22 protein-coding genes are annotated in these 23,514 nt (G+C 68.0%); 19 read left to right on the top strand and 3 right to left on the bottom strand.

From position 1 onward, the window contains the following. The first annotated feature begins 4 nt into the window (after nucleotides 1-4). The 14 genes from VJ693_RS17290 to VJ693_RS17225 all read left to right on the top strand — a co-directional run bounded on the left by VJ693_RS17290 (nucleotide 5) and on the right by VJ693_RS17225 (nucleotide 15,940). Nucleotides 5-805, top strand: a complete 801-nt coding sequence (locus VJ693_RS17290; protein WP_324156120.1) for a hypothetical protein — start codon at nucleotides 5-7, stop codon at nucleotides 803-805. Further along, nucleotides 792-2,489: a sulfotransferase family 2 domain-containing protein gene (locus tag VJ693_RS17285; protein ID WP_324156119.1), complete on the top strand. Its 1,698-nt coding sequence runs from the start codon at nucleotides 792-794 to the stop codon at nucleotides 2,487-2,489. The genes VJ693_RS17290 and VJ693_RS17285 overlap by 14 nt, the downstream gene beginning before the upstream one ends. A 25-nt stretch (nucleotides 2,490-2,514) precedes the next feature. Then, nucleotides 2,515-3,651 (top strand): hypothetical protein, encoded by a 1,137-nt coding sequence (locus VJ693_RS17280; protein ID WP_324156117.1) that lies wholly within the window; start codon nucleotides 2,515-2,517, stop codon nucleotides 3,649-3,651. A 119-nt stretch (nucleotides 3,652-3,770) separates the two neighbouring features. Further along, complete coding sequence (locus VJ693_RS17275) at nucleotides 3,771-4,535, top strand: hypothetical protein (RefSeq protein WP_324156116.1); 765 nt, start codon at nucleotides 3,771-3,773, stop codon at nucleotides 4,533-4,535. A gap of 154 nt (nucleotides 4,536-4,689) precedes the next feature. After that, complete coding sequence (locus tag VJ693_RS17270) at nucleotides 4,690-5,634, top strand: sulfotransferase (RefSeq protein WP_324156114.1); 945 nt, start codon at nucleotides 4,690-4,692, stop codon at nucleotides 5,632-5,634. Between the two features lie 80 nt (nucleotides 5,635-5,714). Next, the gene (locus VJ693_RS17265; RefSeq protein WP_324156112.1) at nucleotides 5,715-6,467 is read left to right on the top strand and encodes a hypothetical protein; all 753 of its coding nucleotides are present in this window, start codon (nucleotides 5,715-5,717) and stop codon (nucleotides 6,465-6,467) included. Nucleotides 6,468-6,507: 40 nt separating this feature from the next. Next, nucleotides 6,508-7,461 (top strand): hypothetical protein, encoded by a 954-nt coding sequence (locus VJ693_RS17260; protein WP_324156110.1) that lies wholly within the window; start codon nucleotides 6,508-6,510, stop codon nucleotides 7,459-7,461. A gap of 25 nt (nucleotides 7,462-7,486) precedes the next feature. Continuing rightward, nucleotides 7,487-8,779, top strand: a complete 1,293-nt coding sequence (locus VJ693_RS17255) for a hypothetical protein (protein ID WP_324156109.1) — start codon at nucleotides 7,487-7,489, stop codon at nucleotides 8,777-8,779. After that, entirely contained in the window at nucleotides 8,776-9,807 is a 1,032-nt protein-coding gene (locus VJ693_RS17250) for a hypothetical protein (protein ID WP_324156107.1), read from the top strand. Before VJ693_RS17255 ends, VJ693_RS17250 begins: the two co-directional genes overlap by 4 nt. After that, nucleotides 9,807-10,985, top strand: coding sequence for a glycosyltransferase (locus VJ693_RS17245; RefSeq protein WP_324156105.1), 1,179 nt, complete (start codon nucleotides 9,807-9,809; stop codon nucleotides 10,983-10,985). Before VJ693_RS17250 ends, VJ693_RS17245 begins: the two co-directional genes overlap by 1 nt. A gap of 115 nt (nucleotides 10,986-11,100) precedes the next feature. Next, complete coding sequence (locus tag VJ693_RS17240; protein ID WP_324156103.1) at nucleotides 11,101-11,877, top strand: hypothetical protein; 777 nt, start codon at nucleotides 11,101-11,103, stop codon at nucleotides 11,875-11,877. A gap of 134 nt (nucleotides 11,878-12,011) precedes the next feature. After that, nucleotides 12,012-14,222 (top strand): glycosyltransferase, encoded by a 2,211-nt coding sequence (locus VJ693_RS17235; protein WP_324156101.1) that lies wholly within the window; start codon nucleotides 12,012-12,014, stop codon nucleotides 14,220-14,222. Between the two features lie 75 nt (nucleotides 14,223-14,297). Beyond that, a complete protein-coding gene (locus VJ693_RS17230; RefSeq protein ID WP_324156100.1) occupies nucleotides 14,298-15,107 on the top strand; it encodes a hypothetical protein in 810 nt (269 codons plus the stop codon). Between the two features lie 95 nt (nucleotides 15,108-15,202). Then, nucleotides 15,203-15,940, top strand: coding sequence for a sulfotransferase domain-containing protein (locus VJ693_RS17225; protein ID WP_324156098.1), 738 nt, complete (start codon nucleotides 15,203-15,205; stop codon nucleotides 15,938-15,940). Nucleotides 15,941-16,099: 159 nt separating this feature from the next. Here the strand turns inward: VJ693_RS17225 and VJ693_RS17220 are convergent, their stop codons facing one another. Beyond that, nucleotides 16,100-16,807: a sulfotransferase family 2 domain-containing protein gene (locus VJ693_RS17220; protein ID WP_324156097.1), complete on the bottom strand. Its 708-nt coding sequence runs from the start codon at nucleotides 16,805-16,807 to the stop codon at nucleotides 16,100-16,102. Between the two features lie 2 nt (nucleotides 16,808-16,809). Here VJ693_RS17220 and VJ693_RS17215 point away from each other — a divergent pair, with 2 nt between their 5' ends. From VJ693_RS17215 to VJ693_RS17205, 3 genes are all read left to right on the top strand, one after another. After that, nucleotides 16,810-17,574: a sulfotransferase family protein gene (locus tag VJ693_RS17215; protein ID WP_324156095.1), complete on the top strand. Its 765-nt coding sequence runs from the start codon at nucleotides 16,810-16,812 to the stop codon at nucleotides 17,572-17,574. Nucleotides 17,575-17,671: 97 nt separating this feature from the next. Continuing rightward, nucleotides 17,672-18,601 (top strand): sulfotransferase, encoded by a 930-nt coding sequence (locus VJ693_RS17210; protein ID WP_324156093.1) that lies wholly within the window; start codon nucleotides 17,672-17,674, stop codon nucleotides 18,599-18,601. A gap of 22 nt (nucleotides 18,602-18,623) precedes the next feature. Beyond that, the gene (locus VJ693_RS17205; protein ID WP_324156092.1) at nucleotides 18,624-19,325 is read left to right on the top strand and encodes a sulfotransferase family 2 domain-containing protein; all 702 of its coding nucleotides are present in this window, start codon (nucleotides 18,624-18,626) and stop codon (nucleotides 19,323-19,325) included. Here VJ693_RS17205 and VJ693_RS17200 read toward each other — a convergent pair whose 3' ends face one another. After that, nucleotides 19,326-20,492, bottom strand: coding sequence for a hypothetical protein (locus VJ693_RS17200; RefSeq protein ID WP_324156090.1), 1,167 nt, complete (start codon nucleotides 20,490-20,492; stop codon nucleotides 19,326-19,328). It abuts the gene before it with no gap. Nucleotides 20,493-20,586: 94 nt separating this feature from the next. Between VJ693_RS17200 and VJ693_RS17195 the strand changes: the two genes are divergently transcribed. Beyond that, nucleotides 20,587-21,270 (top strand): sulfotransferase family 2 domain-containing protein, encoded by a 684-nt coding sequence (locus VJ693_RS17195; RefSeq protein ID WP_324156088.1) that lies wholly within the window; start codon nucleotides 20,587-20,589, stop codon nucleotides 21,268-21,270. Nucleotides 21,271-21,328: 58 nt separating this feature from the next. Here the strand turns inward: VJ693_RS17195 and VJ693_RS17190 are convergent, their stop codons facing one another. Beyond that, a complete protein-coding gene (locus VJ693_RS17190) occupies nucleotides 21,329-22,306 on the bottom strand; it encodes a hypothetical protein (protein WP_324156086.1) in 978 nt (325 codons plus the stop codon). A 287-nt stretch (nucleotides 22,307-22,593) separates the two neighbouring features. Between VJ693_RS17190 and VJ693_RS17185 the strand changes: the two genes are divergently transcribed. After that, nucleotides 22,594-23,436 (top strand): hypothetical protein, encoded by an 843-nt coding sequence (locus VJ693_RS17185; RefSeq protein WP_324156085.1) that lies wholly within the window; start codon nucleotides 22,594-22,596, stop codon nucleotides 23,434-23,436. The last annotated feature ends 78 nt before the right edge of the window (nucleotides 23,437-23,514 follow it).

Below are 23,514 nucleotides of genomic sequence, written 5' to 3'. Positions count from 1 at the left end.
CGCCATGCAGCCGCACCGCATCGCCATCCTCTCCGCCCGCCGCAGCGGCGCCGAGGCGCTCTATCGCCTGCTGTCGCCCGCGTTGCCGGGCCGCCTGGCCGGCGGCCAGCCGTTCCACTGGGAGAACATCTGGGGCGAGGTGTCGCGCAGCTTCCACCAGGGCGCTCGCGAGCAGGCCCGCGCGGTGCTCGACGCCCGGCTCGACGGTGGCGAGCTCTTCCACCACCGCTACGACGCCGAATCCTGGGATTTCAACGAGATGCTGCTGGATGCGCTCGGCGCGGCGGGCTACCGCCTGCTGGTGATCGAGCGCGAGCTGACCGTGGACCACCTGTTCTCGATCGTCGTCTGCGAGCACCTGCGCTGCCAGGACGCCGCCGCGGTGGAGCGGCTGCGCGAGCGGCTGCGCGCGGGCCCCGATGTCGCGCCGCCCGACGCGCAAGCCACCCGGGAGCTGGTCGACCGGCAATGGCAGACCCGCCAGTGGTTCCGGCGCGCCTTGAGCCAGTGCCGCGCCGATCGGCTGGTGTGCCACTACGAGGATCTCTTCCTGCGCGGCGTGGCCAGCCTCGCGGCCGTCGACGAGGTCTTCGCCTTCGCCGGCGTGGGCTCGCGCGCGGCGGTGATCGACGACGCGTCGCTGCTGCGCTTCATCTTCTCGGGCCATCACTACACCGCGGGCCTGGCCGCCTATTCGGCCGCGCTGGCCCAGGTGCGCAGCGACATCGACGCCGAACTGTCGCGGCTGCAACAGGAGGGCATCCGGGCGGACACCCGGCCGGACACGTCGCATGGCGGACGCTGACGCCCCCGACCCGCCCACCGATCCGGCGGCGCAGGTCGGCGCCTTCGTCGCGAGCTGCCTGGCCTCGCAATCGGCCACGCTGCGCTTGCCGGGCCACCAGGTCGATTTCCTGGCGGGTGGCCGCACCCTGGTCGTGACCTTCGAGCCGGCGGTGGTCGGCAAGGCCGATCCCCAGCTGGACCGGCCGGTCTGGGGCCAGGCCTTCCTGCAGCGGCGGGGACACGCCGTGCTCGGGGTGAAGCGCGCCGTGACGGACTGGTACCGCAGCCCCGAGCTGCACCGGCTGTTCCGTGCCCTGCAGTCCGGCGGCTGGTTTGCCGGCTTCGAGCAGGTGATGTTCTACGGGCCGTCGATGGGCGGCTATGCGGCGCTCGCCTTTGCGGCCTGTGCGCCAGGTTGCACGGTGCTGGCGATGCACCCCCAGTCGACGCTGGCGCCGGACAAGGTGTGGTTCGACCAGCGTTTTGCCGGCGAGCGGGCGACGCGCTGGCAGGGCGACCTGGTCGACGGCGCCGAGGGCGCCGCGCTGGCCCGGCGGGTCTACGTCTGCTACGACCCCTGGCAGGTCAAGGACCGGCTGCACGTGCAGCGCCTGCCGGCCCACAACCGCATCGACCTGCGCCTGCCCTACGTCGGCCACGCCACGGCCCAGGCCTTGCAGACCCTCGGCCTGCTCAGCAACGTGGTCGATCAGGCGCTGGCCGGCACGCTGGATGCGCGGGGTTTCCGCGAGATGGCTCGCCAGCGCGTGCGGCTGGCCGATTACCACGTCCGGCTGGCGCAGCGCGGCGTTCATGCCCCGCGCCGGTTGCGCGTGCTCGAACAGGCGCTGCAGATCGCGCCGGCCCACCCGGCTGCGCTGTTGCTCAAGGGACAGCTGCTGCCGCAGGCACCCGAGGCGCCCGAGCCGCCCGCAGGCCCGCCGGGCGGGCCCGCCCCGGTCCGGCGCTGGCCGATGGGCATCGTGACCGCACCGCGGGTGCCGCTGGTCTACCTGAACCTGCCCAAGTGCGCCAGCACGACGATCCAGAACCACCTGCTCTACATCGCGAGTGGCGCCTACGCCGCCGATCCCCAGGCGATCCACCAGCACGGCGGCCTGCGACGCAGCCGCGAAGACAGCGGCGACACGCACGCGCTCATCGCGCGCCAGCTGGCCGACGGCGCGCTGGTGTTCACCTTCGTGCGCGACCCCGGCCGGCGCGCCTACGCCTGCTTCAACGAGAAGATCATGCAGACGGGCCGCCACAGTTTCGTGGCGATCCGCCATGCGCTCGAGCGCGGCTGGGGGCTGCGCCCGGCCCGGCCCGACGAGGTGCCATCGCTGGAACTGCAGCGCGAGAACTTCACCGCCTTCCTGCGCTTCGTCGAGGCCAACCTGGCTGGTGACACCGACATTCGCCGGGACCCGCACTGGTGCCCGCAGGGGCCGATGCTGGTGCACTACCGGCAGCACCTGAAGATCGACCTGGTCGGCAAGGTCGAGAGCTTCGCTGCCGACATGGCGCTGGTGTTGCACAAGGCCGGCGTGCGCCGCATTCCGGACGTGCAGTGGCGACCCTGGCGCCATCCCGCCGCACCGTTCTCATTCGACGAGGTGCTGACCCCCGAGCTGCAGGCGCAGCTCGACCGCATCTACGACGCCGACTACAAGCACCTTGGCTACCGCCGTTCCGGGCCGTGAGCGGCACCACCCGAGACGCATGACCATGTACTACCTGATCGGCGGCAGCGGCGCCCCGAACTACGGCGACGAACTGATCCTGCTGCAGTGGCTGCGGTTCCTGCACGCCGAGGTGCTGCCTCTGGCCAGCGCCGCCCGCGTCGTGGTCGACAACAACAGCGTGGCGGGCTCGACCGCCCTGTTCGGCCAGCGGTATCCGGGCGTCGAGTTCGTTTCCCGCTTCAAGCGGATGCAGCCCGACCGCGCCAAGGGCAGCTTCATGAAGAACCTGGTGTACGGCCTGGGCTTCTTCAGCCGCGGCCACTGGCGCGATCACCCGGAGCTGGCCGACGCGATCGCCCAACTGCAGTCGGCTCGCCTGGTGCACCTGTACGGCGGCGGCTACATCAACACCTGGCTGTCGCCGGCATCGGCCTTCCTGATCGGCCTGCTGGCCGATGCGGCAGCGCATTTCCAGCTGCGGGTCGCCGCCACCGGCATCGGCATCACGCCGCTGCAGTTTGCCGAAGGCGAGGACCTCGGCCCGCTGCGACAGGCGATCGAGGCCTTCACCGTCTTCGAGCTGCGCGACACCGTCGGCTACAACCGGCTGCGCCAGATCGTCGGCGACGGCCCGGCGCTGCTGTGCGGGCAGGACGATGCGTTCCTCTACCCGGTCGCGCGCCAGACCGGCTCGCAGGGCAGGCGCCGCCTGCACCTGTCAGGCTACCGTTCAGGCAACCTGTTCGAGCGGCCCGACGTCCACGACTGGCTGCGCCGCCATGCCGGGGGCTTCGACGAAGCCGTCTACTGGGAGTGCGCGCCGCAGCTCGAACGCGAGATCGTCGAGCCGCTGCGTCGGCTGCTGCCCGGGCTGCGTGTGGCTGGCGTGCGCGAACTGCTGTTCGACGGCGTGCCGGCCCATCCGGGTGACCACATGTTGGCGATGCGCTACCACCCGCATCTGGTCGCGGCCCGGCTTGGTGTCAGCGGGCAATATCTGGCGCAATCCGTGTACTACGAGCACAAGCATGGCGCGGTGGTCCAGGCCGGTTCGCGTTTCAAGCGAATCCACGCCGAGTGCGGCGCGCCGGATACGCTGGAGCAACCACTTGCCTGGCGCGATGGCGGGTGGGGCGAGCTCAAGCGGGCGCTGGCACGGCGCTTGTACGCGGTGGCGTGAAGGCTGCTACGGACACCCCATGAACGTGGGCCGCGCACACTCTCGGTGCGAGGACCGCTGCGGTACAGTTCGCGCGCTCTGCGCAGCGCCAGCGGGCGCCATCCCGAAGGAAACAACGTTTGAAGATCTCGATCAAGACGCCGCAGAACAAGAAGCCGGTCTTCGCGCGCCCCGCATTCCTGCTCGTCGGCATGATGCGCAGCGGCTCGAACTTCCTCGAGCGCCAGTTGAACCTGCTGCCGGACGTGCGCTGCCACGGCGAGTTGTTCAACCCCGCGTTCATCGGTTTCTCGCACGAGACCGCGGGCCGCCCGGCCGGCTTCACGCGCGACAACCCGAACGCGCGCAACGCCGACGAGGACGGGTTCATCGACAAGGTCGACCAGGCCTGCGACCGCCGCGTGATCGGCATGCGCCTGTTTCTCGACCACAGCGCGCAGATGACCTCGCGCCTGATGCACGACCCGAACGTGATCAAGGTGGTGCTGTCGCGCAACCTGCTCGAGGCCTACATCTCGCTCGAGACGGCACGCGAGACGGGCGTCTGGCTGACCACGGAGGCGGCCCAGGCGCCGGCCAAGCCCGTCAAGGTCGACATCAACAAGTTGGTGACCTTTGCGCTGCGCCAGAGCCTGTACTACAACGACGTGCAGACGGTGCTGCACCAGACCGGGCAGCGCTACCTGCAGATCGACTACAACGAGATCAAGAGCCTCGGCAAACTCAACGAGATCGCCCGTTTCGTCGGCTCGCAGCATCAATTCCAATCGGTCTCCGAGCCGATCCAGAAGCAGAATCCCGGCTCGCTCGAGGAGCGCATCCTTGATTTCCCGAAGCTGCTGGAAGAGCTCAAGCGCCGCCAATTGGCGCGGTGGTTCCGGTGAGCGCGACCAAGGGCCGTTCCCCGGCGCGCTGCGCGCTTATCATCTGCGCAGCCCTGTGCGCCGCGCAGGGCGCCAGGTGCCGCCCGGTGCCCGTTCCCGGCATGACGTGCCTGCGTAGCCGCAGCCGCGCCTTCGACCTCCAAGCCTCCGATACATGAACAAACCGGCTGCCCTCATTCCCCGCCTCAAGTCGGCCGACGCCACTCCCAAGGCCGACGCCGCCCTCGACGGCACGCCGGCCGTGGCCGGCCCGGCGCACGAGAGCGCACCTTTCTTCGTGCTCGGCTGCGTGCGCTCGGGCACGACGATGTTGCGCGATGCGCTGCGCATGCATCCGCATCTCGCGTCGCCCGAGGAGACGCACTTCTTCCGCTGGGGCGAGCCCTACGGCACCGAAGCGATGAGCCGGGCCCTGTCGAACAACGCCGTGCTGAAGAAACACCGCGAGATCGATGGCATCACCGAGGCCGAGTTTGCCGAACTGCTGAAGCAATGCAGTTCGCGCGCCGAACTGTATGCCCGCTACATGGCGCTGTATGTGAAGCGCAAGAAGCCCGGCGCGACGCGCTGGTTCGACAAGACGCCGCAGAATGTCTACGGCGCGCTGCTGGCGGCCACCAGCATGCCGCGCTCGAAGTTCGTGCACATCGTGCGCGAGCCGACCAACGTCGTCGCCAGCCTGCGCATCGGGCGCATCGTCAAGGTCGAGAACCTGACCGGTGCCTGCAACTACTGGAACGAGGCGGTGCAGATCGTCGGTGGCCTGAAGCGCGCCTACCCGGCGCGGGTCTACGAGCTGCGCTACGAGGATTTCGTCGCCCAGCCGACCACCCAGCTGAAGCTGCTGCTCGATTTCATCGGCGAGCCCTTCGACCCGAAGTGGTTCAGCGCGTTGAACACGCGCCAGGTCGACCACCGGGACGAGGGTGTATTGTCGGCCGACGAGCAGGCGGTGGTGCGGCGGCTGTGCGCCGCGGGCCGGCGGCGCTACGGCTATGAGCTGCCCGAAGTGGCCCAGGCACCGACCCCGGGCGGCATGATTTCAAACAAAGTTCCAGGCGCCCGCAAGGGGGCCCGCGTGTCGCAGACGCCAAGCTAATATCGCCGCCGAACTGAGCCACGCATGCCTTCCACCCGGCTGCGCTGCGACCGGGCCCGACACTTGCAGCTGATTTCCCCATGCCAAATCCTGTAGACACCCGACGCCACGAGCAGGTGCACCGCCTGACCCTGGAGCTTCAAGCGCTGCGCGGGCGCCTGAACGACACGATCGACCAGCTGTGCGAGTTGGTGGCCGGGCATGACATCGGTGGGGAGCCAGTGGGCCTGTCGCCCCTGGCCGGCCAGGAGCAGGGCAATCCCGAGCGCAGCCTGGTGCCGGGCTGGTTGCGCCTGCCCAGCGGGAGCGCTTCGGCCAGCAACCCGCCCTCGGGCCACCGTCTGAGCAACGACAGCGCGCTGTACAGCGACTACCGCAACGGTTTCATCCAGGTCATCCAGGTGAACCAGCCGCGCGGCGCCGACGAGCATTACGCCCTGGTGGTCAACCACGCCGATTTCGACGGCAGCTTCCTGTCGATCGTGCTCGACGCGCGCGCGCTCTTGGCGGACATGCCGGCCGGCCCGGCCCGGCTGTCGCTGGCGGTCGAGGTGCGCGGCACGCCGGCGCCCGCCGTTCACGCCAAGTGCGCGTGGAAGGTCGGCGAGCACTGGAGCGAGCGGGCCCTGCGCCTGTCCCCCGGCCAGCTGGCCGCCGACAGCTTCGCGATCGACATGCTCGATCCGTCGCAGATCAACGCGCTCGACTTTCACGTCTTCTTCAATCCGGTCGGCCGCGGCAGCTTCGAGATCCGCCGCCTGACGGCAGGGCTGGTCGTCACGCCGGCGAGCGAGGCGCCGCTGACGTCCAGCGTGTTCGAGACGGCGCCTTGATCATGCGCCCTACGCTCCGCCATTTGTTGCAGGCCCCACGATGATTCCCAACGACAGCAACGACTCCGCCGCCATCGGCGCCGTGCCGCTCGCCCAGGCCCGCATCGACTGGGGGCATGGCCGCATCATTGGCTTTTCGGTGCCGGCCGACGATGCCCTCGCGTTCGACGTGGTGCAGCTGTGGCTCGACGGCCGCTGTGTCGCCTCGGCCGTGGCCAACCTGTCGGTGTTCGACTTTGCACGCGACCTGGCCGGCTTGAACCTGCCCTCGCGTGAGCACTCGGCGTTCGAGTTGCGCATTCCGCAGGCGGCGCTGCTGCCCGGGCAGATCGGCGAGAGCCCGGTGTCGCTGGCGGTGCGCACGACGCGCGGCCTGCCCGTGCTCGAGACCTCGGTGCAGGGGTTGCACGAACTGCTGCGGCTGACCGACGGGGCACCGGTCGATCTGCTGTACCAGGTGCGCTTCCACGGCCTGTCCGGGGGCGCGCTGCAGGGCTGCGTCATCAACCTGCACGGCGTCAGCCAGCGCCCGGCGCTGATGGCCCGGCTGAACGACCAGGGCGCCGAGCCGCTGGCGTTCTACGAATCGGCCGCCGACGGCAGCGTGCACCATTTCTCGATTCCCGTTCGCGTGGACCGCCTGGTCGATGGCGTGAACCAGATCAGCGTGGTCGGCCCCGACGACCAGCCGCTGGGCAGCTACCCGATCCAGGTCGGCGTCGCCACGCTCGGCGAGAGCGAGCGCAAGCTCGTGGCGCTCGAGGCCGAAGTGGCCTTCCTGAAGCGCCTGGTGCTGACGCAGAACCCCGAGGCGCTGCCGGCCCGGCTGGCGCTGCTCAAGAGCGAGATCGTCAACATCTGCTCCGAGATGCTGACGCTGCAGCGCACGAACTTCGAGCGCGAGTGGCTGGCCCGCCCGGTGGGCCCGGCCACGGCGCCGGCGGCCAAGCAACCCGTGCGCGGTGCGCAGCCTGCCTCGGCCAGCAAGGCCTGAGCCAGCCCGCAGGAGCCGCCCCGCCGTGTTCAGCTATTCCGATTCCGGGCTGCGGTCTGCATCGGCGGCCGTTCGCCGGCGCCTGTACCTGTTCTCTCCCCTGCCGCCCCAGCGCAACGGGCTGGCCGACTACATCGTCGAGTACCTGCCGATGCTGGCGGCCGACTTCGACCTGTGCCTGGTCGCCGAAGGCGGCCGCTCGGCGGCCGCCGCGGCCAGCTTGGCCGGGGCGCCTTTCAGCGTGCTCGACGAGGCGATCTTTCTCGCCCGGCAGCCCGAGCCGGGTGCGCAGATTCTCTACAACGTCGGCAACAACGGCGACTGCGCCTACATGCTCGACCACCTGCATCGATTCCCCGGCGTGGTGATCGTGCACGACGTGTCGCTGTTCTACCTGCACCAGGCCGCGCTGCAGATGGAGCGTGCCAATGGCATGTTCCATCACTGGGTGCGCGACACCGGCTACGAGGTGCCCGCCGATTTCGTCGCCCGCGATGGCTCGCTGGGCCGCACGCCGGGCCTGCTGTACCAGGAATGCCTGATGGTGCGCCGCATCGCCGAGTCGGCGCGCGGCCTGATGCTGCACAGCCGCTATGCCGAGGCGCGTTTCCGTGGGGGCGCCTTCGATGTGGCGCTCGGCGCCGAGGCCGGCCGCCCGCTCGCACGCATCCCGCATTTCGTGTTGCCGCCGGCACCGCCGGCCCACGATGCCGAGCAGGTGCTGCGGCGCTTCGGCGTCGAGCCGAACGACATCCTGCTGCTGGTGCCCGGCTTTCTGACCGGCAACAAGATGCTGTACGAGGTGCTGGTGGCCTACTCGCGCGCACGCCCGAGCCAGCCGCGGCTGAAGCTGCTGTTCGCCGGCGAGGAGCGGGCGAGCGAGTACGCGGTGTCGGACCGCATCCGCCAGCTCTGGCCCGATGGCGATGGGCCAGGGGTCACCGGCTATCTCGACGCCCGCGAGCTCGACATCCTGCTGGGCCGCGCCGACCTGTCTTTCGTGTTGCGCTACCCGACCTACGGTGAGACCTCCGGCATCCTGCCGCGGGCGGTGATGGGCGGCGGCCGTGTCGTCACGGTGGACATCGGGTCCTACCCCGAGTTCGAGTCGCCGCTGATCGAGCACGTGGCCATCGGCTCAGGCCTGGTCGACGGCCTGCATGCCTGCATCCAGCGCGTCTGTGCCACCCTGCCGAGCCCGGCCGACCGCGCGGCGCGGCGTGCGATCGAGGCCCAGCGCGCCGATGCGCTGAGCCCGCGTTCGCTCTACCCGCGCGTGCGCTCCTTGCTCGACGCCGCCTGGGAGGCCGTTCAATGAGCTTGGCCGAAGCTGCCGGCAACCCGAGCGCCGTGGGCAACAACGCGGCCCTGATCATCGACGTCTGGGTCGACCTGTTCGCCACGCACCTGGCCCGCAACGCCGCGTCCGGCAACGGCTTGCCGGTCGTGTTGACCGACAAGCTGCGCGCGCTGCCACTGCTCGAATCGCAAGGCCCGATCGGCTGGATCCACACCTCGCCCTGGCACTACCGGGACTACCTGCAGGTCGCCCAGGGCCAGCCTGCGCCCCGCCTGCGGGTCGATGCGGAGCGCGAGCCGGCCGACGCGGACCGGCTGTTGCGCCGCGCCACGCTGTGCCTGGTGGCCGTGCCGGCCGACCGGGCGCCCGGCGTCACGATGGCCGCGCTCGCCGCCAAGGCGCTGCAGGCGCGGGCGCCGGTGCTGATCTACGGCGCGCCGCAGGCAGGGGGCTGGGCCGCCTTCGAGGGCTTGATCCGCCAGGGCGCGCTGCAACCGGTCGAGGCCGGCGGCGCGCGCGCGCTGGCCAGTGCGGGGCTGGCGGGTGTTCTGGGCGACGCCGGGCTGCACGATGTCGAGCGGGCGCTGAACCTCGCGGCCCAGCTGATGCGCGCGCGCCAGGCCGATCTGCAACTGGAAGCGCTCAGCCACGGCCACCTGAAGCTGCGCCTGCGCATCGACCCCGTGCTGCTGGTCGCGGCCAGTGCCGACACGCTGGCCCACCACATTGCCCACGAGGGCCGGGCGCTGTTCAACAGCCGCGGCCTGGGGGCCATGCTGTTGCCCTGGGGCGCACCGAGCCAGGTCCGGCTGCTGCTGCGCAACGTGCGCGCGCGCATCGACGGCTGCGGGATCGCGCTCGGGCCGCACACGCTGTCGCCGACGGCCGTCGACTACACCGAGCACGGTGCCTTCCTGCGCCTGCTCCTGCCGGCGGTCGGACCGGGGCAGGATGCGCTGCTGCATTTGTCGCTGCCGCGCGATGCCGTGCCGAACGACGGCTTCTGCGACATCGGCGCGGCCGAATTCACCGTCGAGACGGCATGATGGACCTGTCCAATACGCCCACGACACCGCTCGCGCCCAGCGGCCCGGCCGCACCGCGCTGCCTCGTCGTGACCTTCAACCGCCTGATGCCGGCCGACCAGGGAAATTCCCGCCGCATCATGCAGTTGGTGCGGCTGTACAAGGCGCAAGGCTTCGAAGTCGACCTGCTGTACCACAACGAGGAAGGCTTCGACCCGGCGCTGTCGCATGCGCTGGCGGCCGAGTTCGGCCGGGTCAACGTGGTGCGCTCGCGGGCGCCCAAACACATCCAGCCCGGGCACGTCTGCCGCATCGTCGACTGGTACGACCGCGGCCTCGACGCCGCGGCGCGCGACATGCACCGCCTGCGCGGCTACAGCGCCGTGCACGTCAACTACGTCTGGTACTCGCCGCTGCTCGACCAGTTCGGCTCCGATGTGGTCAAGGTGCTGGATACGCACGACATCTTCGGCGAGCGCCGCGCCAAGTACACCGCGGCCGGCATGAAGCCGCAGTGGTTCAGCACCAGCTATGCCGACGAGGACAGCGCGCTGCGGCGGGCCGACGCCGCGCTGGCGATCCAGAAGGAAGAGGCCGCCGAGCTGGCCGGGCGTGGCCACCGCAACATCCTGTACCTGCCCTACGTCGAGCCGGCGCTGCGGCCCTTCAAGCCGCGCGGCGGTGGCCGGCCGCTGACCTTCGGCTACCTCGGCAGCGGCAACGACTGGAACATTCTCAGCATGGCCGAGTTCCTGGCCAAGCTGCAGGCGCGCGGCGTGCCGTTCCCGCATCCGATCGTCGTCGCCGGTGGGGTCTGCCGGCACGTGCGGGAAGGCAGCGGGGTCATCAAGCTCGGTTTCGTGCAGGAACTGCACACCTTTTACGACGCGATCGACATCGCGCTGAACCCGATGGTCGGCGGCACCGGATTGAAGATCAAGACGGTCGAGCCACTGTGCTATGGCAAGCCGGTGTTGACCACGCTGCCGGGCGCCCAGGGCTTGACCCATCTGTGGCAGCTGCCGCTGTTCGACGACAACGCCAGCCTGACCGACTACCTTTTCGAGCAGTTCGGCCACCCTGGTGGCGAGCTGCTGGAGGCCTTGACGACCCAGGCGGCGAGCACCCGGCAGGCGCTGGATGCGGAGTACGATGGTCAGGTCGATCGCCTCGCGCGCTGGCTCGCATCGCGGGTCTGACCCGTGTCCAACGCGGGGGAGCGCCGCAGCATCTTAGGGAGGGTTGCAGGTTCCGCCAGCCAACAATTTTCATTGGCTGAACTCGGCCCGCATCCATTGACGGTAGGCACCTGACATGAGCGACGAAGACAAGGCAGTTCGTTTGAAGACGCTCGCACGCGAGATTCGCGACGACCTGGGTGAGCACAACGTGCTGGATGCGCTGGCGCGTGAACTCGCCGCCGAGCGCCTGGCGCTGGCCGATCTGCTGCAGGACATGGCGGCGCTCAAGCGCGAGCTCGACGCGATCAAGCTGGTCCAGAAGAGCCGCGACATCCTGCTGCCGCAGGCGCGCACCCAATACGCTGGCCGCCGCAAGGCCGTCGTCGAAGCCGGCATGCCGATGCCGGCCGAGCACGGCTTCTATGCGCTCGAGCGCGATGGCGTCGGCAACCCGTTCCGCTGGACGGGCCCGAGCACGGAATTCCACTTCAACCTCCACCTCGACCGCTCGGTGCCTCTGCGCTTCGTGCTGCAGATGCCGCTGTGGGGCGCGGAGCATGCCGGAGGCCTGCGCGCCACCTGCGATGAAATGACCTTGCCGCTGCTGCGCCGGCCGGGCAACCGGGTGCTGGATTTCGAAGGGATGCTGTTGCCGCGCGAGTCGCTGGGCGTGACCCGGCTGACCTTCATTGCCAACCAGGTCCGCACCGTTCCCGCGGAATCCGACGAAGGCGCACCTCGCCAGCTCGGCGTGCCCTTCCTGCGGCTGACGATCGGCGAAGCCAGCGAAGCCGAGTTCGCCGAGTGGCTGAAGGCCGTCGAGCCCGATGCGACCAAGGCGCCGGTCCCGAACAAGCCCCGCCCGGCTGCCGCGGCGCCGGCAAGCAACCCCGCCGACGGCGCCACATGAGCCGGCGCGCCGAGGCCACCTCCGCCCGCCCCCCGGGCGCGGGTGGGGTGCGGGTTGGGCCGGCCGGGGGGGCCGGCTCCGCGCCGGACGATCCCCGGCAGACCGAACTGCGGGCCCGGCTGAACGAGCCCGAGGTGCATCTTCTCGGGGCCGACATCCTGGTGCTGTCACCCACGCCGACCGCACCGACCGACCAGGGCAACCGCAAGCGCATCCATGCCGTTTGCCGCGAGTTGCAGCGGCGCGGCGCGCGCATCCACTTCGTCTTCTATCCGCAGGAGTGGTGGTTCGACTACCTGCCCGACGATCTGGTGCGCGAGATGGGCAAGCAGTGGGACAGCTTCCACCTGCTGCCGGCGACGCGGCACACCTACACCAAGCCCGAGGGCGCCGAGTACCAGATCGACGAGTGGTGGGACGACTCGATCCGCGACTACCTGCAGTGGCTGTTCAAACGCAACCGTTTCGACGCCTTCATCGTCAACTACGCCTACATGAGCAAGGCGTTCGAGTACGCGCCGGCGAACACGCTGAAGATCCTCGACACCCACGACAAGTTCACCGGCCGCCGCCAGTTGCTGGTCGACAACGGCATCGCACCCGAGTTCTTCTACACCACCGAGGACCAGGAGGCGATCGCGATGAACCGCGCGCAGCTCGTCTGGGCCATCAAGGACGAGGAGCGCGACTTCTACCGCAGCATCAGCAGCACGCCCTGCATCACGATGCCGCACATCGAGCCCGAGGCCCGCGTGGCACGGGTGCGCCGGCCCCAGGACGGCGGCCGCCTCGTGATCGGCATGCTCGGATCGGGCAATGCGATCAACGTCAACAACGCGCGCGCCTTCGTCAAGGTGGCGCTGCCGATCATCGCGCGGCGCGCGGCGCCGGTCGTCATCCGCTTCGTCGGCGCGATGTGCAGCCGCCTGAACGACCTCGATGACCTGCCGGGTGTCGAGCTGATGGGGCCGGTCGATTCGACCGACGAGTTCTACCGCGATGTCGACCTCGTCGTCGTGCCGCTGGCCTTCTCCACGGGGCTGAAGATCAAGGCGGTCGAGGCCTTTGCCACCGGCATGCCGCTGGTGGCGATGGGCCATGCGCTCGAGGGCATCCCGACCCGTCACCCCTGGCACCAGTGCGCAACGATGGAAGAGGTGGCCGAGGTCTGCTGCGACATCGCCTTCGACCGGCCGTTGCTCGAGGGCCTGACCGAGGCGACCACCCGCACCTACACGCTGGTGCGCGCCCAGGCCAAGATCGCGTTCGACGACACGCTGCACCGGCTGACCCACTACCCGACCGTGGTGATGACGGTCGACCGGAGCTTCTTCGAGCTCGATTCGCCGTACCGCGAGCACATCTTCCAGACCGCCAACCTGATGCGCCACCTCCAGGTGGTGCTGTACTTCGACCAGCCGCTGCCGGCCAACCAGAACGCGCTGTTCGAGGCCTTCCACGGCATGTCCACGTACTGCAAGCTGGCGATCGCGCCGGGGGTGGAGCCGAACGGCGGCCGTTCGCTCGGGCTGCCCAGCGTCGTGGCCAGCCTGCAGGAGGTGCTGGCTGCCTACGGCCGCGCGACGTTCTGGGTGACCCGCATCTGCCCCGAGATGTTGACGCTGGGGCCGCAGCCGGCCCGGCTGCCGATGTTCGTGCGGCTCGATGTCATCCGCATGCTCCAGCCGGCGCTGCTGGGCAGCGCGATGGCGCACCTGACTGCCCAATTCCCCGAAGCGACGCTGATCGACAGCCACCCGCTCGCGCCGCCTGTGCCCGCGGCTGAACACGCACGCGCCGTCACGGTGCCGTTCTGGCGCTGGCGCCCCTGGCTGCTGAACGACGAAGCCGGCCCGCAGCGCGTGCTGCTGCTGGCGCGCGCCGATCAAATCGAATTGGCCGAGGTGCTGGCCGAGGCGCTCGACCAGTTCCATCCCGAATGGGCACCGGCGCAGGTGGTGGTGGGCGAGGCGGCGCTGTCGGCACCCTCGGGCGGCGAAGCACCACGGCGCCGGCACCTGCACGCCGGAACGATGCTCGAGCGCTTCCGCCTGCTGCGGCCGCTGCCGCTGGCGGTGCTGGACCTGTCCGACGATGCGCCCGAATTCGAGGTCTTCCGCGAGACATTTCGCCGGGGTGAAGTGCCGGTGATCCAGCCGGGACGCAGCGAAGGTGGGTCCGAGCCGGTCAGCCTGTGGCAACTGGCCGACCTGGTCATGACATTGGGCCGGAATCTTGCTCGCCTGGCGAGCCAGGCGCAGCGTGACGAAAAGATTCGTTACGGCGGCGATGCCGGCTGGAATCACATCTGGAAATCGATCTCGGTGAAGAATGTGCTCTGGTAGCCCGCTTAAACTCGAAACCTGCCCGCGCTGCGCAGCGCGACCCTTGTCCTGCGACATCACCTGGAGCGAGTGCGCATGAAGCAGCAAGAACGTCCGGCTCAAGATCCCACCCGGGACGATGACCTGGGCCGCATCGTCTTCTTCATCGGGGGAGTGCGCTCGGGCACGACGGTGTTTCGCCGCATGCTGGCCTCGCACCAGCGCGTGCGCGACCGCGGCGAGATCTTCAACTCGAACAACCCGCAGGGTTTCTTCAAGTTCCACCGCGAGCAGATCGCGCGAGATCCGGACCTGATCTTCCCCGAGCACCATGGCAAGGTCTTCAACGCGTATATCGCCTCGCTCGTTCCGAAGGACAAGGACGGCATCGCGGTGCTGGACATCAAGTACGAGCACCTGAACCTGATCCACGACGCCTGGCAGCTGCCGTTCACCAATCCGCCGATCCTGCGCCTGATCAAGCGCAGCCGTTTCAAGGTGGTGCACTTGCGGCGGCAGCACTTCTACTCGGTGCTGTCCAATCTCATCGCCGTGCAGACCGGCCGCTACCACAAGCCGGCGGATGATTCGACCAAGCTGCCGGACAAGCGCGCGGTGGCGGTCGAGCGTGCGCTGGTGCTGTCGTCGATGAAGAAGCGCAAGCGCGCCGCCGACGTCGTCGACAGCGCATTCGACGACCACCAGCGCCTGTCGATCGACTACGAGGGCGTGTTCGACGAGGCGGGTGATTTCCAGCCTGCGATCTGCGAGCGCCTGGCCGGCTTCCTCGGCGTTGACAATCAGTTCGAGCGCCAGCCGGCGTTGAAGAAGATGATCGACGAGCCGCTGTCGGCAGTGATCACCAACTACGACGAGATCCGCGACCTCGAGACCGCGGCGCTCTGACCCGATCCGGCACGTCGGCGCCTCGGCGTCGGCTGCACGGCCCAACCCGTTCCTGCACCTTCACTGCGGCGCCCGCTGCGCGCCCTTGCTGCCCGATGAAACAACCGCTGATCGTCGTCTGCACCCACCACAAGACCGGCTCCGTGTGGATGGCCAACATCTTTCGCGCCATCAAGCGCCACGACAAGCTGCGCATGCACGTCAAGGCCCAGGCCGACTTGCCGCCCGACACGGACATCTTCCTGCAGGACCACAGCAAGGTCGACCTGAAAGCGCTGCAGTCGCGTTTTGCCAAGCGCGGCGTGCGCGCGGTGCACGTGATCCGCGATCCGCGCGACGTGGTGATCTCGGGCTGCTTCTACCACGTGAAGACAGTCGAGAAGTGGGCCAACAACCCGAAGAAGGAATACGGCGGCAAGTCCTACCGCCAGGCGATCAGCGCGCTGCCGACCGACCACGACAAGCTCATCTTCGAGATGGACCACACCGGCGGCAAGACCATCCGCGAGATGCTGGCCTGGGACTACGGGCAGAAGGACCTGTGCTTCGAGGCCCGCTACGAGGACCTGATCGTCGATCGCGAGCTGAAGATCTTCGGGCCGATGATGGCGTTCCTCGGCTTCGAAGGCGAGCAGCTCGAGACGGCGCTGAAGTTCGTGCGCGAGCTGTCGCTGTTCGGCGGGGCGGCGGGCACCGACCCGGCCGATCACATCCGCTCCGGCGAAGGCCGGCAGTGGGTCAATGTCTTCACGCCCGAGCTGAAGGACGCGTTCAAGCAGCGCTTCCCCGATGCGTTGCATCGCCTGGGCTACGAGGCTGGCGCCGACTGGTAGATCCCGCCGAAGCAGATTCCCCAGAAGGCGTTCCGAAGGAACCGCCGCCAATCAAGCGGCGTGCGCGGATCCGGCTTGGCCGGTCCGCTGCGCGAGCCCCAGGGGTCCGAAGGGCCCCTTCGTGGCCCAGGGGGCAGCCCCCGGCAAGGGCGTGGGGGCCTAAGCCCCGTAGCCGAACAGCTCGAAGTCGCGCGCGAAGCGCTCGTGCACGGTCGCCAGCGCCAGCGGCGTCAGTTCGAGTGCCGACTTCTTCTCGGTGCTCGAGTTGCGAACCTCCAGCGGCACGCTGACCTCGAGCTTCTCGCACACCTGGGCGAAATCCTGTTCGATCGTTTCGACCTTGCCGACGTAGTCGACGATCAGCTTGCCGCCCGTATCGCACACGCTCTGCCACTGCGGCTGCGCGCCCGCATCGGACCAGGTCAGCGGGTGCAGCGCGAAGTCGCTGAACGAACTCGATTCGAGCGCCGCCGCCACCGCCTTGTAGCGAAACGGTGGCCGGTCGGGCCAATGGCCGTGGGCATTGAATATGCGTTGCTCGTCGTCGCTCAGCTCGGCGTCGTGCGCGAGCTTCAGCGCATACGAATACAGCGAATGCAGGCGGTCGATCGGGTGGCGCACAAAGGCAAATTTGTAGAACTTCGCATACATCGCGTCGCCCAGGAAGCCGCGCGCTTCCAGGGCCGTGCTGTGCTTGTTCAGGCCGATCGCGCGCTTGAAGAACTCCTGGTACTTCTCGCCGCTCTTGGTCGAGCCGAGCACGATGTCGTTGTGCCGCAGCGACTTGGCCAAGGCCACCTCGATGCTGGTGCCGGCGCACTTGTGGATGTGAACGAACACGTAGCGCCTGTTCAGGGAAATGATCATCGATGTTTCTTTCGCACGCCAGCACGCACCGGGCTGTCGTTATTATCCGTGACTGCACATTGGAGCCGACTCCCGTGATCGTCAACCATACCCACAAATTCATCTTCGTTCACGTTCCCAAATCTGCGGGTACATCGGTTACCGAACTGTTCAGCCAGTACAGCAGCTACCGCGACCTCGAGGTCGGCGGCACCGCACTCGGAGAGGCCCTGCAGAACGAGTTCAAGAAGCGCTTCGGCCTGACCAAGCACGCGACCGCGGGCGAAATCCGTGCCATCGTCGGGCCCGAGTTGTGGGACTCCTACTTCTCCTTCGGCATCGTGCGCAACCCCTATGCCCGCGCGCAGAGCACGTTCCATTTCATGAAGCGTTGGCGCGGCAACAAGGAGATGGATCGGCTCAAGTTCATCGAGAACATGCCCGACTTTCGTACTTTCGCGCTGTCGCCCAAGCTCAAGCGCAAGCAGTACCACCGCCTGCTGTGGTCGCAGACCCAGTGGCTGTGCGACGAGGCCGGCAAGCTGCTGGTCGACCAGGTCGGCCACCTCGAGTCGCTGGACGAAGACCTGCAGCAGATTCAGGCCGACATTCCGGGCCTGCCGCGGCGCCCCAAGAAGGCGCTGGCCGCACCAAAGCGCAACAAGAGCGATGCCGACGACGAGGCGTTGCATCAGCTGCTGCGCGACGAACCCGAGGTCGAGCAGGCGCTTTATGAAGCCTATCGCGACGACTTCGAAACCTTCGGATACCCCCGCCTCCGGGGCTAGCGTGAAACTCGGCGTGGCCTCCCGTATCCAAGGGAGCGCCGGCCGCGGCTGAAGGGCTGATGCGCGGCGGGTGGACTTCTAGAATTCACGGCAACCCATGCGCAGCTTGCTCAACCGCCTGAAAGGCAACTCCCAAGCCGATGCGGGCCCGATGCTCGACCTGGCCGAGCTGCGGCGCTGGTGCGAGCGGAGCCGCCCGATCTTCATCGTCGGCCTGGCGCGCTCGGGCACGTCGATGCTGCAGGTCGCGTTCGCGCAGCATCCGTCGATGTTCGATATCGCGAACTGCCGCGAGACCTTCATCTTTCTGCGACCGCGCCAGCCCTACGTCGACCCGATTCATTTTCCGACGCGCGCCTACCTCAAGGGCCGGCCCAACCTGATGGCGCTGCGCGAGTGGATCGAGCCCTACGAGGAGGAGTTCGGCGAACTGTCGGAGGCCGATTCGATCCGCGCCTTCTTCTACTTCGCCGGCAATCGCATCTACCCCGGCCGGCACCCGCTCGAGAAGACCCCCGGCCACCTGCGCAAGCTCGACCTGATCTTCGAGATCTTTCCGCAGGCGCGGATCCTGGTCTGCAGCCGCGACCCGGTCGACGTGGTGGCGTCCTATCGCAAGCGCCTGGCCAAGGCCCAGGCCGACGGCGAGCCGCCCGAGAAGTCCAGCTGGCTCGACAAGGGCGTCGACGAGATGATCGGCGTCTTCGATCGTTTCTCGCGCCTGGTCAACGAGGCCATCCCCAAGTACGGCCCGGCGATGTTCATGGCCCCGTACGACTGGCTCATCGACTCGCCGGAAGAGTCGATCCGCGCGATCTGCGCATTCGCCGGCATGGAGTTCGTGCCGACGATGGTCGCCTCGGAAGCGACCGGCAGCAAGGCCGAGGGCAAGTCGGAGAAGGCGCACGCGATCCAGAAGCGGGCGTCGGATGCACACATGGTGCTGGCACCCGAAGAGATCGACAAGATCCAGGCGGCATGCGCGCCCTGGCTCGCCCAATGGAATACGCCGGGCGTGCTCGGCTAGCCAGCCCCAACCGGAGGTCCCCGTGGCCGTCTACTCAGAGCAGCACCAGTACATCTTCTTCGCCAACCCGCAGACGGCGAGCAAGGCCATCGCACTCACGCTGAAGCAGAAGCTCGGCGGCGTGCCCTTGCCCGACCGCGAGATCACCCACAACGGGAAGGTCGTCGCGCGCTTGCACCACACGACCTACAGCCAGGTGCTGGCCGCCGGCCTGTTGAGCGAAGTGCAGCTGGCCAAGTTGTTCAAGTTCACTTGTGTGCGCAATCCGTTCGACCAACTGGTCAGCAAGTACATCAAGCACTGCAGCCGCCTGGCCGACGACCCGGCCAAGTACCCGTGGCTCGAAGGCGTGGAGGCGGCGTCGCCCGACAACAGCTTCCCGCAGTGGGTGGCCTACCTCGGCAAGCACTACGAAGAGGTCGACAAGCTGGCCAAGGGGCCGCTCGAGTTCCTGGCGCACGCCGACCTGGTGATCCGGTTCGAGGCGCTGCAGGAGGGCTTCGACGAGTTCCTGCGCCACATCGGCGTGACAGAGCCCTTGTCGGTCACCGAATACAACATCACCAAGGGGCGTGCCGAGGGCGGCGTCGCGGCGCCCGATGCCGGCAAGGTCAAGAAGAAAAAGAAGAGCTACACCGAGTACTACGACGCCGAGTGCGTCGGCATCGTCGAGAAGCTCTACGAGCCGATCCTGAAGCGCTTCAACTACCGCTTCGGCGACTGATCACTCTTCGCTGTCGATCACGTCGTCGTCGGCCGGCCGGTTCTTGACCCGCCTGACCTTGTCGGGCTTGGCCGATTTGGCCGCTTTGCCTGCCCGGGCCTTGGCAGGCTTGACAGCGGCTTCGGCACCGGCCGGCGCGCCGTTGTTCTTTGCGCTGTTCCCGCCCCGTGCCGCCGCCTTTGCCGCCTGGCGCTCGGTGCGTGCCAGGCGTTTCTGTTCCTTCTCGGCCTTGCTGAGCTTGGGCCCGGCGGCCTTGTCCTTCTTCGCCTTCCTGGGCTTGTCGGCCTCGCCCTCGGCCCGATTGGCCTTCTTCGCGGCGCGCGCGCCCGTGCGGGCCTCGGCACTCGGCGGGCCGTAGCCGAACAGCTGGTTCAGGAAGGCCTCGCGCTTGGCCACCAGGCGCAGGCTGGCCGCATCGTAGAAACGGATGTTGGCGGCCTCGGCTGCGCCGGCGCGGTCCTTCAGCCCTTCCACCGCCGCGCGTTGGTCGTCGCTCAGGGGCACTTGCAGGGCATCGAGGACGCGTTTCAGATCGGCACCGATCGACTCGGCGCGGATGAAATGGGTGGTGATCTTCTGGCCTTCGTGCAAGGACGCCAGCGCTTCCATGCTGTCGACCGATTTCTCCATGTTCTCGGCGCCGCGCACGAACATGTTGAAGAACTGGTAGCTCATCAGCCCCGCCATTCGGCTCATCGGCGAGCTGCCATAGGCGTGGTCGACCAGCTTGCGCAAGCCCCGCTCGGAGACCACGGCGCGCAACCACTCGCGAAAGGCCTCCGGGTTCTCGGCATCGGCGTACCAGAAATCCCTCGCGTGCTCGGGACCCCAGCCCTCCGGGATCTGCTTGCGATCGGGCTTGCTGCCTTCCTTCCCCTCGCGGTTCTTCAAGCGGGTGTTGAGCTGGGCCCAGCGGACATCGCTGGTCAGGCGCTTGTGGATGTCCCCCTTGCCGGCGCAGCCCAGCTGCCATTGTTCGAGGTACCAGCTCAGCGGGTTGCACAGGTAGCCGACCACCGGCTTGCCGAGCGCTGCCAGTTCGTCGGCGTAGCTCTGGCGCCGGCCGCCGCTTTTCTCGCCGCCCAGCACATCGCCGAGCACCTTCTGCAGCCGCGCCGCACCTGTCTTGTGGAGCTCAACGAGAATCAGCTTGTCGGAGGTCAGCATGGTTGGCCGGGTCCTGCGTAGAAAGGCGGGCCTAGTATAGGGTGGGCTTTTGCGGCCATCTTCGGCCGCGCCGTCGTCGTTCTTGGGGGGTGTCATGGCCGTCTACTCGACCCGCTACCGCTATATCTTCTTCGCCAATCCGCAGGCTGCGAGCAAGGCGATCGCGAAGACGCTCGAAGAGTCGCTCGAGGGCCAGCCGATGCCGGCGCGCGAGATTCGGGTCAACGGCGAGCTGGTGGTCAAGAAGCACCACGCCACCTGGCAGCAACTGCAGGACTTCGACCTGATGACCCGTGCGCAACTCGACGCGCTGTTCAAGTTCACCAGCGTGCGCAACCCCTATGACCTGCTGGTCAGTCGCTACTTCAAGCGCAAGGGCCGCTTCGTCGACGCGCCGGACAAGTACCGCTGGGCGCAGGACAACCCGCGCATCAAGGCCAGCATGCAGGCGGCCCAGGAGCTGCCGTTCCCCGAGTGGCTGGCCGGCCAACTGCAGCGGCACCGTGAAAAGGACAAGACCGTCAAGGGGCCGCTCGAGTACCTGGACCACGCCGACTACGTGATCCGCTTCGAGGCCCTGCAGGCCGGCTTCGACGAGGTTCTGAAGCGCCTGGGGATCGCCGAGGCGATCCCGATCGTTTCCGAGAACGTCACCGTTGAGCGTGCGCAGGGCAGCGCCAAGCGGCACTACACGGAGTTCTACGATGACGCGAGCCGGGCGCTGGTGAGCAGGGTGTACGCCCCGATCATCGAGCGCTTCGGCTACAGCTTCGGCTGAGCGCGCACGAAAAAGGGGTGCCCGAGGCACCCCTTCGATCCGTCCGGCCGCGTGCGGCTCAATCGTCTTCCGCGGTCTCCGCGTGCTTCTTGGCCTTCTTCGGCGTGCGCTTGAGTGGCGCCTCGAAGAATTCGACGGCGCGCTTCCACAGCGGCACCGACAGCTCCACGGGCTCGGGGCCGTGGCCGGCTTCGGCCGAGTTGTACAGCAGGGTCATCACATGGCCGTCGGGGGACACGCCGCCCTCGGGATCGACGTCCCAGCGGCGCCACAGGCCCGGGAAGTGGCGGTTGATGGTCGTCACGTCCTTCAGGTTCTGGCCGACCACCAGGCGGATGTCCTGGCCGTTGCTGTGCGCGTCCTTCAGCGCCGTCAGCGCGTTGAAGCGCCACGGCGTCTCGCCCATCATCTTCTCGTAGTCGTCCATCGTCTTGCCGATGGCGCGCATGCCCGCGGCGACCACGCCCTCGCGGTACTTGTCCGGGCGCAGGAAGGGGCACACGGCGACGATGCCGGTCTTGGTCTTGCGCTGGCTGCCGACCAGGATGGCCGAGGTGCCCCCGGCCGACGAGCCGTACATCATCACGTTGTCGACAGGCACGCCGAGCTTGGCGCAGAACACGTCGATCAGTGCATTCAGCTCAGGCACCAGATCGTTGTCCAGCGTGCCCATGTAGAAACCGCAGCGCGGAACGTTGGAGTTCCAGTCGATCTCGGTCAACGGGTCGCTGATCGCGAGGATCGGGGCCTCGAACAGCGCTTCCCAATTGCGGCGCGCGAACATCGGGCGCATCGCATTGGTCGTTTCCTTGCCGCCGGCGCGTGCGCCCTGGAAGGTCACGACCAGCTTCTGCGCGGGGCGCAGCGTGTTGATCGACACGTTGACGGTGAAGTGGCCCGTCTTCACGCGCATCACGGTGATGGCCTTGGCGGGGATGGTCCAGTCGCCGTTCAGATCCACCGTGGTAGCGGCTTCACGCGTGATTTCGGCGTTGCTGTCCGGCAGGTAGGGGATGTCGGACCCTTCATCGGGCACAAGATTAAACATTGATCGATGTGTGCAAGGTTGACGGGATGGAGGACCGGGCCCTGCGCACCGCGCTTCGAGGCTGCGCGGATGGCCGGGAAAGGGCCAAAGGATGCTAGCACAGCGGGTCTCACGCAAGAACGATGCCCCAGGCTCCGCACGTGCGCTGCATCACGCCGCGAGAGCGGCCTGACGGCCCCGATGTGCGACTATCATCGCAGCGACCCGCCACTCTCTGGACGATCCGCTGCCGGGGCGTGAGGATTGTTGTTGATTTCCCGGAGCCGGACCCCCGCATGCTGATCGCCGACAAGCTGGTATTCATCGAGTTCAGGAACACGGGCGCCTCGCACGTCGAAAAGCTGCTGATGAAGATCGTCGGTGGCGAGCTCGACAACGCCGTGCGGGTGCCGACCGAGGAGATGCTTGCCAGCGGCCGCAAGATGTTCGGCTCGATCCGCGACCCCTGGGGCTGGTACCTGTCGTTGTGGACGTTCGGCTGCGCGCAGCAGGGGGAGCTGTACCAGCGCATGGTCAACGAGAAGTCCTGGCAGAAGGTGCTGGAGAAGATCGAGGCCACGGCCAAGGCGCGCACCAAGGAGGCACCGGCCGACGAGGTCAGGCGCGTCGCGCTGCCGGAGCAGCTCGGGGCCGACCGCGCGAAGAACTTCTGGTACGCCGACGACGACAACGTCGAAGCGTTTCGCGAATGGCTGCGGGTCGTGTGCTCGCTGCAGACGCGGCGCGTGCTCGAGACCGGCTTTGCCCAATCGCCGATCGGCAAGGTTGGCGGGCTGATGACCTATCGCTACTTTCACCTGTACGTGCGTGGCGCCGCGCACATGCCGGTCACGATCGGCACGCAGGAGGGGCTGCGCGCATTCGAGACGCAGCACCTCGTGCTCGACCACATCATCCGCCAGGACAGCCTGACCGAAGACCTGGTGCAAGCGCTCGAACACAGCGGCGTCGCGCTCAGCGACGCGCAGCGCAAGCTGATCTACGATGCAAAGCCAAGCGGCAAGGCGGCCCGCTCGGCCGGCATCGAGCGCTTCTACGATGCGGCCAGCGCAGACCTCGTCGCGCGGCGCGAGAAGTTCATCATCGAACGCTTCGGCTACCAGCGCCCCCACGTTTGAACCGGGAGCGCCGGGTCGACCTGGCCGGGCGTTCGTAGAATCGTTGTCAAGGGGCGTCACGCGGGTGGCGGCCTCGGG

This window comes from Ideonella sp. (assembly GCF_035254525.1).
In the GTDB taxonomy this organism is placed as follows: Bacteria; Pseudomonadota; Gammaproteobacteria; order Burkholderiales; family Burkholderiaceae_C; genus Ideonella.
Note: the sequence above shows the minus strand (reverse complement) of the source record. Positions and strands in the feature narration are given on the sequence as shown.